General features: G+C 64.3%; 8 protein-coding genes and 1 tRNA gene. 6 read left to right on the top strand and 3 right to left on the bottom strand.

What is annotated here, in order from left to right; all coding sequences use genetic code 11:
- The first annotated feature begins 10 nt into the window (after positions 1-10).
- On the top strand, positions 11-250 hold the full coding sequence (locus QA639_RS23395) for a YdeI/OmpD-associated family protein (protein ID WP_283087491.1): 240 nt from the start codon (positions 11-13) through the stop codon (positions 248-250).
- A 660-nt stretch (positions 251-910) separates the two neighbouring features.
- Here the strand turns inward: QA639_RS23395 and QA639_RS23390 are convergent.
- Positions 911-1,381 carry a DUF992 domain-containing protein gene (locus QA639_RS23390; RefSeq protein ID WP_283087490.1) on the bottom strand — a complete coding sequence of 157 codons (471 nt, stop codon included), beginning with the start codon at positions 1,379-1,381 and terminating at the stop codon, positions 911-913.
- A 1,217-nt stretch (positions 1,382-2,598) separates the two neighbouring features.
- On the opposite strand from QA639_RS23390, the gene QA639_RS23385 reads away from it, so the two are divergent.
- The 3 genes from QA639_RS23385 to acuR all read left to right on the top strand — a co-directional run bounded on the left by QA639_RS23385 (position 2,599) and on the right by acuR (position 5,524).
- Entirely contained in the window at positions 2,599-3,117 is a 519-nt protein-coding gene (locus QA639_RS23385) for a hypothetical protein (RefSeq protein ID WP_283087489.1), read from the top strand.
- An 85-nt stretch (positions 3,118-3,202) separates the two neighbouring features.
- On the top strand, positions 3,203-4,831 hold the full coding sequence (locus QA639_RS23380) for an alpha/beta hydrolase domain-containing protein (protein ID WP_283087488.1): 1,629 nt from the start codon (positions 3,203-3,205) through the stop codon (positions 4,829-4,831).
- A gap of 60 nt (positions 4,832-4,891) precedes the next feature.
- On the top strand, positions 4,892-5,524 hold the full coding sequence (gene acuR, locus QA639_RS23375) for an acrylate utilization transcriptional regulator AcuR (RefSeq protein WP_283087487.1): 633 nt from the start codon (positions 4,892-4,894) through the stop codon (positions 5,522-5,524).
- Between the two features lie 58 nt (positions 5,525-5,582).
- Here the strand turns inward: acuR and QA639_RS23370 are convergent, their stop codons facing one another.
- Together QA639_RS23370 and QA639_RS23365 are read right to left on the bottom strand one after the other, a co-directional pair.
- Entirely contained in the window at positions 5,583-5,798 is a 216-nt protein-coding gene (locus QA639_RS23370; RefSeq protein ID WP_283087486.1) for a peptide deformylase, read from the bottom strand.
- 193 nt (positions 5,799-5,991) lie between these two features.
- Positions 5,992-6,068 (bottom strand) — tRNA-Arg (locus tag QA639_RS23365).
- A gap of 288 nt (positions 6,069-6,356) precedes the next feature.
- Between QA639_RS23365 and QA639_RS23360 the strand changes: the two genes are divergently transcribed.
- Both QA639_RS23360 and pbpC read left to right on the top strand, forming a co-directional pair.
- The gene (locus QA639_RS23360) at positions 6,357-11,564 is read left to right on the top strand and encodes an alpha-2-macroglobulin family protein (protein ID WP_283087485.1); all 5,208 of its coding nucleotides are present in this window, start codon (positions 6,357-6,359) and stop codon (positions 11,562-11,564) included.
- Complete coding sequence (gene pbpC, locus QA639_RS23355) at positions 11,561-13,768, top strand: penicillin-binding protein 1C (RefSeq protein WP_198400082.1); 2,208 nt, start codon at positions 11,561-11,563, stop codon at positions 13,766-13,768. The genes QA639_RS23360 and pbpC overlap by 4 nt, the downstream gene beginning before the upstream one ends.
- The last annotated feature ends 61 nt before the right edge of the window (positions 13,769-13,829 follow it).

The raw sequence follows: 13,829 nt of genomic DNA, 5'->3' as shown, positions 1-13,829 counted from the left end.
GGAGGGCGGAGTGACCCTGAAGCGACCGCGCGCGGCGATGCCGGCGAGCATCCGCCGCGAGCTCGATGCGACCGGACTGATGCGGGCTTTCAACGCGCGCCCGCCGTATCGGCGCAACGACTATCTGCACTGGATCGCCCGCAGCGTGCGAACTGCAACACAGCGCAAGCGGATCGACCAGATGCTGGCGGAATTGAAGGCCGGTGGGGTGTATATGGGAATGGCCCATCGGCCGAGCAAACCAAAGTGAGACTCTCGCGGCGCGATCGCTGCGCGCTGTGTGTCCTCATCGCTTGATGTTTTGGTCGCGCGAATCCTCATCGAAGAAAAAGTCGATCTCGGAATCGTCCATCGCGGTCCTGAAAAATATCGACGACCGACGCGCGCACTCACGATCTTCTAGCGAAGCATTCTTGGATTAAGGAATTGCGAAGCGCGCTGCCGGCGCTCACGGGCAAGCGGAACCTGCAATCGCACGAACGGAAAGCGATCAGTCCCTCAATCGCCGCCGGAACTTTGTTCACGCACGGAGAACTACGGAATCGTTTCGTGCGCTGAATGATAAAAACGGAGAGTGATTTCACGGCGCATGGCGAACATCGAAAAAGAAAGGCCTCAGCGCGTGGGCCACGCTGAGGCCAAGTAGACACTTTGGTCGTGAGGCACCGTCGCCGGCGCCTCGGTGCCTAACCTATCTTTGTTTCTGTGTTTCCAAATGGCCCATTTGGGCCATGCCGCGTGATAGCCAATTTGGGACATGCGCCGCTGGCACAAAGTGTGCACACTTGGAGCTGTCAGGATTTTGCATCACCTTCCTGGGGCTAGGGCCAGCGCCGTCCGCATGTATTTCAAGCGGACGGCGTTGTGCATTTGGGCGGCCGCGCCGGCCATGGCCTGGCTGCGCTCAGGGTCAGCGGTCCACCGGCCGAATCTCGAGGCTCTCGATTTTCAGGGGCGGCGTTGAGGGGACGTTCTGCTCGTTCAACGGATGCAGCGTGATCGGCGTATTCGTGCCGCCGGCGAGAACGTTGACGCCGGCGCCGTCGGCATGGGCGTAGCCGCCGGCGAGATCGTCGCTGCCTAGCCACGGCACGGGCGCCATCACGTTCCAGGTCATGGCGACTTCTTGATCTCCGATCAAAACACCGAGGTTGCGGATGGCCGCGACATAACGACTGTCCGGCGAGCTGTCGACGTGCAGCACGCAATTGAGATTGGTCACCGGACCCACGACGAACCCGGTATCGGGGCCACCACGACACTCAAGCGTTCCGGCCTGCACCTGCTGCGCATTGGCGGCTGCGAGCGGCGCAGCGAGAACCGCCGCACCACACACAGCAGAGGCGATCGAACGGCTTGTCATACGCATGGTGCCGGACAACGCGGATCGGCGTGCAATCGGCCCATTCCCCGCGAGCGGCCTTCGTTTGTGGTTAAGAGAGCCTTAGAGATGGGTTTGATTGCTGCCGACGGTCGACGTTCGCGAGCGATCGGCCAGGAAGACGACGATCAAGCAACGGCGATCCTTTTTCATCGCCGTGCCGGCTGACACCTCGATTGTGTATCTATCGCCGTCGAACGAGCGTGCTTGATTTCTAGGCAGGAGAGTAACGGGGCGAAGCAAGGGACCAGTCCTGGCGCTAACGCCGAGCCGTTCGGATCACGGCGGTGAGCCTGTCCCGAAAAATTACGCCGCCGGGCTCGAAATGCATTGTCCCGGCGGCGCCTGTTCCAATCTGGGCCCGCAATCCCAGTCATGTTTGTGTCTGCAAAACCGGCGCCAAGGTTCGAACGCCCCCGTAATCATACGGGGGCTCGTGTCCCGCGATGGACTGGTGTTGGCTACTTGTGCGCCCGCGAAGGTCCGATTGTCGGGGGTGATCCAAGCCGCGGCGCGAGAACGGCGGATCGCCATCAATGCTCCGCCCGATCAGATATGATGCTCGAGCTTCCGCATCTCCTGCAGGCGAGCCAGGCAGAAATCCCGATACAATTCGTTGATGAAATCCCACATGACCTAATCCCCTTGGTCCAATGCCGGGACACTACGCCGGGTTTGTTTCCGGCCGGCTTCGCGGCTTCTGGAAAATGGTTTCATCGAGGAGGGAGGGTGGTGATCCCGGCAGGATTCGAACCTGCAACCCGCGGAGTACAAACCGGGCGCCGTGCCGCCGCGCGATCTCCTCCTCGCAATCGGCATTGAGCTGCCGCGCCTGGCGCGCTGCCCATGCCCGGTCACGCTCGCGGCACGCGTCGCTCTCGCTGCAGCTCGCGCGTCCGCAGGTCAGGTGCCGTAGACGTCCTGATACCCGATCCGCGCGTGGCGCTCGCCTTCGCCGTTGACGTCGAGCATCGAGACGCTGCCTTCGCGGCAGGAAACGTGTCCCGGCAAAGCGTCAATAAAGAGTGATTAGCGAAATCGCTCGCAGCCAAATATTAGACGATCGGTCTAATTTATGGGTCTCGGTGAAATGCAGTGATTGGCTTTGGCGGAGTTCGATCGCTGCCGAGCGCTGACGGATTGATCGAGACATCTTCAATAAGCAACGTCCGCCGACTCCTTCGCGGTTGGCTGGTTTCCAGCATGAGAGGTCACGCATGTTTCGCAATATCGCGCTTGGAATGACGATCACTCTCGCAATGGCTCTAACCGCGCCGGTGGCCATTGCGCAGCAAAACCACCACGTCAGCTATGATACGCCGGCAACTCAGACGGTATACACCCAACAACACGTCATCGACGTTGGCGACATTCCGGGACATCAAGCTCGGCTCTTCGAAATTCGGCGGACCTATGGGGGCGATGCCCCCATGATCAACGGGTCGAAGTTGAAGGAGCAGTGGACGCGCGGCATGTCGGACTACATCGATAACAATGGTCCGGCCCTCATCTACAACGTCTGGATACTGGAGAATGGCGACAAGTTTTTTGTCAGGACATCTCTGGTCGCCCAAAGCAGTGGAGACGGGAAGCTTACAAACATGACATCGGGCGTCATTACTGGAGGCACAGGTAGCCTCGCCAGGATTCGTGGCATCATTAGCAGCCACGGGCCGTCCGAGCCGAAGGCCGGCGTCAATGCCAATCAGACCGACATCGACTATTGGATGGAGTGAGAAGGTCTTCGCGACAGGCGATGGACCGGTGAGAAATTGCCGATCCATGATGTCTGCTTCTGATACGGCGTATCGTGATCAAAAAATGCTCGGAACCATCCGCTATCGACTATGGAGAATTCCCATGCCGCACCGTCGAAACGGGCCAATTGGGATGTTCTTGTTTTGCTTGTTCACCCTCATGTCGACGGCACGGCCCGCGAGCGCGGAAGTCACCCGGATCGAGTTCACGTCGAAGCAGCCTTACGGCACATTTCGTGCCGGCGATTATGTGATCTGGCAGGGCAAGATCCACGGCGACCTATCGCCACAAGAGGTCATTCCGGGGATCGACAAGGCGTCGCGCAATGAACGCGGTCGCGTCGACTACGCCGCGAAGATTATTCTCATGATGCCGGCGGCTCCTCGCGGGGGAAACGGCGCATTGCTGGTGGACGTACCCAACCGCGGGCAAGTCTGGGCCGAGGCGATCTACAACTCGCCACGCGATGTGCGATTCCTCCCGGGCACGCTGGAGCAGGGCACGGGCTTTCTCCAGGATCACGGTTTCGCGGTTGCGGAGGTTTTTTGGGAGCTTGGACAGGGCGCGGACCTGCCTTCGTTCGCCGACGCCGACGGCAAGACACGCTTCGTCGAGGGAGTGGGCTTTGCGATCGTCCGCGACGCCGCGGATTTCCTCGCGCATGCAGCCTCCGACAAGGGTGGAACGCCCAACCCGCTCGGGGGAGCGATCAACCGCGTGCTCGCGAGCGGCAGGTCCCAGGATGGACGATTCCTGAAAACCTTTCTCCTGAACGGCTTCAACATGATGGGCAACCGGCGCGTCTTCGACGGCATGCATATGTTCGTCTCGGCCGCCGGCCTTCTTCCGATCCTTCAGACGGGCCTTGGACCAATGTCGAGCGCCGAGGGGGCTCCCACATTCGACAATCCGGATTTTCCCGGCGTGAATGACGGACCTCTCACTATCGGCGAGATCACGGCCAAGGTCGAGGCGCGCGGCGAGGTGCCTCCGAAGATGTTACTCGTCAGCTCCACCACGGACTACTATTCACTGCGCGCTTCGCTTGGCCGCACAGGCGCGTCCGGAACCGCAGATCAGCCACTGCCCGCCAATGCGCGGATGTACGATATCGCGGGCGGCCCGCACGTACCCGCCCCCAGGGCTCCGGCCTGCACACTGACGCCGGGCCGCCTCGATTGGGCGCCGCTGTCGCGGGCCCTCCTGCTGCACCTTGATGCCTGGGTGAGCCGCGGCGCCAAGCCGCCCGCCAGCGAACTTATGCCGCTTGAAGCCGCGGGCGGCGAGGTACCTGCGCTGCGCGCCCCGACCCGGCTTTCCGCCGCAGTCATACAGGTGCCGAAGCGCGATCAGGACGGCAACGCGCTCGGCGGAGTGCGGTTGCCGGATGTCGCGGTGCCGACCGGCACCAATGGCGGACAGAACCTGCCGCAGACATTCACCTGCATGCTGATCGGGTCCTTCTCCCCGTTCCCAGCGACGAAAGCCGAACGGGAACGCACGGGCGACGCCCGCCCGTCGATCGAGGAGCGATATCACGGCCGCGACGATTACGTGAACCGGATTCGGGTTGCCGCGCAGGATCTCATTAAGCGCGGATTCATACTGCCGGAAGATGCAGCGGTGATCATTCAGGAAGCCGCGTCGAGCAACCTGTTCGCGCCCGCACCAGTGAATACCGAACCACGGTGAAGGTTCGTCCGCATCACAGGCGGTTTGCTTCTCCTAGACGATCGGTCTATTACGATCTGCATGAGCAAGACGCTGCCTCGCCGCCGTCGCGGGCGACCACCTAAAGAACTTGCCAGCACTAGCGCGACCCGTGACGCGCTGGTCCGTGCAGGTGTCGTCATGCTGACGGAGAAGGGTTATTCCGCGACGGGGATCGAGGAAGTCTTGCGCAGCGTCGACGTGCCGAAGGGCTCGTTCTACCACTACTTTGCGAGCAAAGAAGCGTTTGGAGCGGAACTGATCGACAGCTACGCCAGCTATTTTTCGCGGAAGCTCGACAGCTTCTTCCTGAAAGAGCAGCATCCCCCGCTCGAAAGGCTCAGGGGTTTTACCGACGATGCTGCGTCTGCCATGAAGCGCTTCCGCTATACGCGCGGCTGTTTGGTGGGCAATCTTGGCCAGGAGATGGGGGCACTTCCACAATCTTTTCGTCGGCAACTATTCGATGTGTTCATCGACTGGCAGCAGCGCACAGCCAAGTGCTTGAAGTATGCTCAAACCATGGGTGCGATCTCTTCCAGCCACGATTGCGACTGGCTTGCCGAATTCTTCTGGATCGGCTGGGAGGGCGCGGTCCTGCGCGCCAAACTCGAGCGCCGTTCCGAGCCGCTTCACTCCTTCTCGAAAGGCTTTTTCAAGCTTCTCAGTAAATGAGCCTTTTTGTCATTGGGTCGTTCAATATTACTGTATCTTCCTTTTCCCCAACCCCGCACTAGGCCGACATCTTCTCAAACCGCTTGATCAGCCGCTCCCGCTTCAGCCGCGACGGCCTGCCGATCCAGAACATCCCATCGAGTTGCTCGATCTCGTGCTGATGGCAGACGGCGCGCAGACCGTCGGAGTCTTCGGTCTGCATGTTGCCGTAGACGTCCTGACAGCGGATGCGGATGCGCGCGTGGCGCTCGACCTCGTCGTTGACGCCGGGCATCGAGACGCTGCCTTCGCCGTGCAATCGTTTCGTTGTGCGGAATAGGTCCGGGGATCTTCCGGTGATTTGGTGCAATATCTGGCGACAAACAGCGCCATTGATCCGCATTTGTTCTACACAAAGCGTGAATTTGCTTTGCGTCGCAAACCGGTTAAAGGCCCTTGAAATATAAAGAAAATCTGCCGGTGCAAACTGGCGATCCCGGCAGGATTCGAACCTGCAACCCGCGGAGTAGAAATCCGCTACTCTATCCAGTTGAGCTACGGGACCGTGGCGGCCTTGTAGCACCGCCATTATGAAAAATCCGCCTTTCCGCCAAGTCCGTCCGAACCGATTTTTGTGGTCGAACGACAAAGGCGAGCAGGGCGCCCGTCCTGCGTTGGCCTGTCCAGCCCGCCGAGCCGCACGATGCTGCCGTCGGGGCTGGTCAAAGGAATGTCGGCAATGCGATCTGCGACGTTTTTCGTCCGTTCATGTCCGTGCCTTCACTCCGTCACCTTTTCGCGCACTTTTGGCCCCAACGCGGCGTGCGACCGCGGGGCTTTCAGGAGCTCCATCATGATCGGATTGGTTCGTGCCGCCACGATATGCGCCACGCTGGCGTTCGCCCTGGTGAGCGCCCAGGCCGCGGACAAGGCCTTCAAGCGCGACGATCTCGCCGATTCCGCGATCAAGCTGGAAGCCCAGATCAAGAGCGAGGCCGGCGCGGTCAACAAATCGGCCGCGACCCTGCGCACCGACGCTGACGCCGCGTTCAAGCGCAATGATTTCCGTGGCGGGCTGCAGATCCTCGGCCAGGTCGCGGCGACCACGCCGGAGGACGGCGCCAACTGGCTGCGGCTCGCGAGGACGATCTTCCAGATCCGGTCGGCGAGCTCAAGCGAACAGACGTTCCTGATGGAGCGCGCCTCCACTGCCGCTTACATCGCCTATCAGCGCGCCGGCAATGCGGGCGAGGAGGCTGACGCGCTGGCCGTGCTCGGCAAAGCGCTCGCCGAACGCAAGCTGTGGCGCCCGGCGCTGGACAGCTTGCGGCTGTCGCTCGACATGCGCGAGGTCGCCGATGTCCGCGGCCATTACGAGAAGATGCGCGACGAGCACGGTTTCCGGCTGCTCGATTACACCGTCGATTCCGACGCCGCGTCGCCGCGGGCCTGCTTCCAGTTCTCGGAGGAACTCGCCAAGCGCGTCGACTTCGCGCCGTATCTGGCGCTCGCCGGCACCGACAAGCCGGCCTTGTCGGCGGAAGGCCAGCAGCTCTGCGTGGACGGGCTGAAGCATGGCGAGCGCTACAACATCAATCTGCGCGCCGGCCTGCCGTCGACCGTCAAGGAGACCCTGCCGAAATCGGCCGAGTTCAACATCTATGTTCGCGACCGCAAGCCGTTCGTGCGGTTCACCGGGCGGGCCTATGTGCTGCCGCGGACCGGACAGCGCGGTATCCCGGTGGTCAGCGTCAACACGCCGGCGGTCAAGGTCGACGTCTTCCGGATCGGCGACCGCAACCTGATCAACACGGTGATCGACAGCGACTTCCAGAGCACGCTGAGCCGCTACCAGCTCTCCGATCTCGGCGACCAGCGCGGCGTCAAGGTGTGGTCCGGCGAGCTTGCGACAGCGACCACGCTGAATCAGGACGTCGTCACGGCGTTTCCGGTCGACCAGGCGCTCGGCGACCTGCAACCCGGTGTCTATGTCATGACCGCCGCGGCCAAGGGGCCGGGCACCGACGACGACGGCACGCTGGCGACGCAATGGTTCATCGTCTCGGACATGGGCCTGTCGGCCTTCTCCGGCAATGACGGTATCCACGTCTTCGTCAACTCACTGGCTTCGACCGAACCGGTCGCCAACGCCGACGTGAAGCTGGTCGCCCGCAACAACGAGATCCTGGCGACCCGCAAGACCGATGCGGCCGGCCACGTGCTGTTCGAGCAAGGCCTGGCCCGCGGCGAGGGCGGGTTGTCGCCGGCGCTGCTGACTGTCATGGGTGAGAAGGCCGACTACGCCTTCCTGAGCCTGAAGACCAACGCGTTCGACCTCACCGACCGCGGCGTCGCGGGCCGGGCGATCCCGGCCGGCGCGGACGCCTTCGTCTACGCCGAGCGTGGCGTCTACCGCTCCAACGAGACCGTCTATCTGACCGCGCTGTTGCGCGACGGGCAGGGCAACGCCCTGACCGGGACGCCGCTGACCATGGTGATCGAGCGCCCCGACGGCGTCGAATTCCGCCGCGCCGTGCTGCCCGACCAGGGCGCCGGCGGCCGGATGCTGGCGGTGGCGCTCAATTCGGCTGTGCCGACCGGCACCTGGCGCGCCCGCGTCTTTACCGACCCGAAGGGCTCGTCGGTCGGCGAGACCACCTTCATGGTCGAGGATTACATCCCCGAACGGGTCGAATTCGATCTGACCAGCAAGGAGAAGGTGATCAAGGCTGAAGTTCCAGTGGAACTTCAGGTCTCCGGCCATTTCCTCTACGGCGCGCCTGCCTCGGGCCTGCAGCTCGAGGGCGACATGCTGGTGGCGCCCGCGGCGAACGGCCGGCCCGGTTATGCCGGCTATCAGTTCGGCGTCGACGACGAGCAGACCGCGAGCAACGAACGGACCCCGATCGAGGACCTGCCGGAGGCCGATGCCAACGGCGCGGCGACCTTCCCGGTGAAGCTCGAGAAGGTGCCGACGTCGACCCGGCCGCAGGAGGCCCAGATCTACATCCGCATGGCCGAGACCGGCGGCCGCTCGGTGGAGCGCAAGATCGTGCTGCCGGTGGCCCCTAGCGCCTCGCTGATCGGCGTCAAGCCGCTGTTCGGCGACAAGAGCGTGGCCGAGGGCGACAAGGCCGAGTTCGACGTCGTGTTCGTCGCACCGGACGGCAAGCAGCTGCTGCGCAACGGGCTTCGCTACGAGCTGTTGAAGCTGGAGTCGCGTTACCAATGGTACCGGCAGAACTCGTCCTGGCAGTATGAGCCGGTCAAGTCGACCCGCCGCGTCGCCGATGGCGACGTCAACCTCGCCGCCGACAAGCCGATGCGCCTGACCTTCCAGCCGCAGCCCGGCCGCTACCGGCTCGACGTGAAATCGACCGATGCCGACGGTCCCGTCACCTCGGTGCACTTCGACGTCGGCTGGTACTCCGACGGCAGCGCCGACACGCCCGATCTGTTGGAAACCTCGATCGACAAGCCTGAATATGCCTCGGGCGACACCATGACCGTGTCGGTCAATGCGCGCACGTCAGGCAAGCTGACGGTCTATGTGCTTGGCGACCGCCTGCTGACCACCCAAAGCGTCGACGTCACGGAGGGCACCCGGCAGGTCAAGCTCCCCGTCGGCAAGGATTGGGGCACCGGCGCCTATGTCATGACGACGCTGCGTCGTCCGCTCGATGTCGCCGCCGGGCGCATGCCCGGCCGCGCGATCGGGCTGAAATGGTTCGGCATCGACAAGAAGGCGCGCACGCTTGCCGTCGAACTGTCGCCGCCCGCGTTGGTGCGGCCGGGCTCGACGCTGAAGATCCCGGTCAAGCTCGGCGGGCTCAATCCCGGCGAGGATGCCAAGGTGGTGCTGGCCGCGGTCGATGTCGGCATTCTCAATTTGACCAATTACAAGCCGCCGGCGCCGGACGACTACTATCTCGGCCAGCGCCGCCTGACCGCCGAGATCCGCGACCTCTACGGCCAACTGATCGACGGCATGCAGGGCACCCGCGGCCAGATCCGCAGCGGCGGCGACTCCGCCGGCGCCGAGCTGCAGGGCTCGCCGCCAACGCAGAAGCCGCTCGCGCTTTATTCCGGCATCGTCACGGTCGGGCCGGACGGGACTGTCGAGGTGAGCTTCGACATCCCGGAATTTGCCGGCACCGCGCGGGTGATGGCGGTGGCGTGGAGCGCAACCAAGGTCGGCCGCGCCAATGTCGACGTGATCGTGCGCGATCCCGTGGTGGTGACCGCGACATTGCCGCGCTTCCTGCTGACCGGTGACAAGGGCACCATCAGCATGGATATCGACAACGTCGAAGGTGCAGCCGGCAACTATGCCATCAGCGTCAAGGCGAGCGGCCCGATCAAGGCTTCGGCTAATTCGACTACGACGGTGAAGCTCGCCGCCAAGCAGCGCTCCTCGCTGTCGCTGGGTCTCGAGGCCGGCGGCGCCGGACGTGCCGAGTTCGACGTCGACATCTCCGGGCCGAACGGGCTGACGCTGGCGCGGCATTATGCGCTCGACGTCAAGCCGGCGACGCAAGTCCTGGCGCGCCGTTCGATCCGCACCCTGGCGAAGGGCGAAAGCCTGACGCTGACCTCGGACATGTTCTCCGATCTCGTGCCGGGCACCGGCAGCGTTTCGGTCTCGGCGAGCCTGTCGACCGCGCTCGATGCCGCGAGCATTCTGAAGGCGCTCGACCGCTACCCCTATGGCTGCTCCGAGCAGATCACGAGCCGCGCGCTGCCGCTGCTCTATGTCAACGACCTCGCCGCCGGCGCCCATCTTGCGATGGACACCGCGGTCGACCAGCGCATCCGCGACGCGATCGAGCGGCTCCTCGCTCGACAGGGGTCCAATGGCTCGTTCGGCCTCTGGTCCGCGGGCGGCGACGACGCCTGGCTCGATGCGTACGTGACTGACTTCCTGACCCGGGCCCGCGAAAAGGGCTTTGCGGTGCCGGACGTGCTGTTCAAGAACGCGCTCGACCGCGTCAGGAACTCGGTGGTCAATGCCAACGAGCCGGAGAAGGACGGCGGCCGCGATCTGGCCTACGGTCTCTACGTGCTTGCGCGCAACGGCGCGGCACCGATCGGCGATCTGCGCTATCTCGCCGACACCAAGCTGAACAACCTGGCGACTCCGATCTCCAAGGCCCAGCTTGCGGCGGCGCTGGCGCTGGTCGGCGACAAGGCGAGGGCCGAGCGGGTCTATGGTGCAGCGCTCGATGCGCTGAACCCGAAACCCGTGATCGAGTTCGGCCGGGTCGACTACGGCTCGGCATTGCGCGACGCTGCGGCGCTGGTCTCGCTCGCCGGCGAAGGCAATGCGCCACGCACCACGCTGACGCAGGCCGTGCTGCGGGTCGAGGCGGCGCGGGGACTGTCGCCCTACACCTCGACGCAGGAAAATGCGTGGATGGTGCTGGCGGCGCGCGCGCTCGCCAAGGAGACGCTGGCGCTCGACATCAATGGCCAGCCGGTCAAGACCGCGGTCCATCGCAGCTACAAGGCCGAGGAGATGACCGGCCAGCCGCTCAGGATCACCAACACCGGCGACGCGCCGGTGCAGGCGGTGATCTCGGTGTCGGGCTCTCCGGTCACGCCGGAGCCGGCGGCCTCCAACGGCTTCAAGATCGAGCGCAGCTATTTCACGCTCGACGGCAAGCCGGCCGATGTCACCAAGGCGAAACAGAATGACCGCTTCGCGGTTGTCCTGAAGGTGACGGAAGCCAAACCGGAGTTCGGTCACATCATGGTGGCCGACTATCTGCCGGCCGGGCTCGAGATCGACAACCCGAACCTGGTGTCATCGGGGGATTCCGGTACGCTCGAGTGGATCGAAGACGGCGTCGAGCCGAAGAACACCGAGTTCCGCGATGACCGCTTCACGGCGGCGATCGACCGGGGCGCCAACGACAAGTCGGTGTTTACGGTCGCCTATGTCGTACGCGCGGTGTCGCCGGGCAAATATGTGCTGCCGCAGGCCTATGTCGAGGACATGTACAATCCCTCGCGCTACGGCCGCAGCGGAACCGGCGCGGTTGAGGTGAAGCCGGCGAAATGAGTGATCGTGGAATGGGCAAGGACCGGCGCTCACATCTCTCCTCGTCATCCCCGGGCTTGACCCGGGGATCCACGTTTGCCGCGCGCGAGGAAGACGTGGATGGCCGGGTCGAGCCCGGCCATGACGGGCGCACCAAAGGGCTCGTTCTACGCGTCGTAGCCTGCTTCGTCGCCATTGTAATGGTCGCAACCGGCGCCTTCGCCGCCTGGGTCGTGTCGCTCGGGCCGCTGCCGCTCGACAAGGCGCAGCAGGTCTCGACCACGGTGATCGATCGCAACGGCAAGCTGCTCCGCGCCTATGCGATGGCGGACGGGCGCTGGCGGCTGCCGGTTGACGCGAAGACGTCAGTCGATCCCACCTATCTGAAGCTCCTGTTCGCCTACGAGGACAAGCGCTTCTATGAGCATTACGGCATCGATCCGCTGGCGCTGTCGCGCGCCGCATTCCAGCTTCTCACCAGCGGCCATATCGTCTCGGGCGGTTCGACGATCACGATGCAGCTGGCGCGGCTGATCGAGCCGCGCCACCAGCGCTCGGTCTACGCAAAGCTGCGGCAGATGGTGCGCGCGGTCGAACTGGAGCGGCAGCTCTCGAAAGACCAGATCCTCGATCTCTATCTTGCGCTGGCGCCGTTCGGCGGCAATCTCGAAGGCATCCGCGCCGCCTCGATCGCCTATTTCGGCAAGGAGCCGAAGCGGCTGTCGCTCGCCGAAGCCGCGCTGCTGGTGACGCTGCCGCAATCGCCGGAGCGGCGGCGGCTCGATCGTTACCCGGACGCCGCCCACGCCGCGCGCGACCGCGTGCTCGAACGCATGGTGGAGGATGGCGTGGTGAAGGACGATGCCGCGCAGGCCACGGCGACGGCGGTGCCGAAGATGCGCAAGCAGATTCCGATCCTGGCGCCGCATTCGTCCGATCAGGCGATTGCGACGATGAAGGATGCGCCCATCATCAAGCTGACGCTCGACGCCACGCTGCAACGAAACCTGGAGGCGCTGGCGCGCGACCGCGCCATTGCGCAGGGGCCTGATGTCTCGGTTGCGATCGTCGTGGTCGACAATGAGACGGGCGACGTGCTCGCGCGCGTCGGCTCGGCGGATTATTTCGACGAGCGGCGGGCCGGGCAGGTCGACATGACGCGCGCGGTGCGCTCGCCGGGCTCGACCTTGAAGCCGTTCATCTATGGGCTTGCCTTCGAGGATGGCTTTGTTCATCCCGACAGCCTGATCGAGGACCGGCCGATCCGCTTCGGCACCTACGCGCCGGAAAATTTCGACATGACATTCCAGGGCACGGTGCCGATCCGCAAGGCGCTGCAATTGTCGTTGAACGTGCCGGCGATTGCGCTGCTCGACCGGGTCGGTGCCAGCCGGTTGTCGTCACGGCTGAAGCAGGCCGGCACCAGTCTCGTGCTGCCGAAGGACGAGGCGCCGGGCCTTGCGATGGGTCTCGGCGGTGTCGGCATCACGCTGCAGGATCTCGCTCAGCTCTATTCCGGCCTGGCGCGGCTTGGCGCCACCAAGCCGTTGCGCGAGATCATGCAGGAGAATGACGGCCGCGACACGATGCGGCTGATGGATCAGGCCGCAGCCTGGCAGGTCGGCAACGTCCTGCTCGGCACGCCGCCGCCGGAGAACGGCGTGCACAACCGGATCGCGTTCAAGACCGGCACCAGCTACGGCTATCGCGATGCCTGGTCGGTCGGGTTCGACGGCCGCATCACGATCGGCGTCTGGGTCGGCCGTCCCGACGGCGCGCCGGTGCCGGGTCTGGTCGGCCGCACCGCCGCGGCGCCGATCCTGTTCGACGCCTTTGCGCGCACCGGCAAGATCCCGGCGGCATTGCCGAAGCCGCCACGCGGCGTGCTGGTCGCCAGCAACACGAAGCTGCCGCCGCCGCTGCGCCGGTTCCGGCCGCTCGGCGAACTGGTCCGTAGCGGCAACGACCAGGCCCCGCACATCCAGTTTCCGCTGAACGGCTCGCGCATCGACGTCGATCAATCCGAGGACGGCCGCAACGCCGCGCTGCCGGTCAAGGTCGCCGGCGGGGTGCTGCCGCTGACGGTGCTCGTGAATGGTGTCTCAGCCGGGGACATCGACAGCCGGCGGCAGCGCCTGATCGAGCCGCCCGGGCCGGGCTTTGCGCGGCTCACCGTGATCGACGCCACGGGGGCCGCGGATACCGTTGTGATCCGCGTGCAATGATCGCACGGGAAAGCGGAGCGGCACGGTCGGAAAGCGGAACAGCACGGTTGTTTGCGGTGCG

Origin of the sequence: Bradyrhizobium pachyrhizi, assembly GCF_029714545.1 — a bacterium.
Lineage (GTDB): Bacteria > Pseudomonadota > Alphaproteobacteria > Rhizobiales > Xanthobacteraceae > Bradyrhizobium > Bradyrhizobium pachyrhizi.
This window is presented reverse-complemented; position numbering and strand designations above follow the sequence as displayed.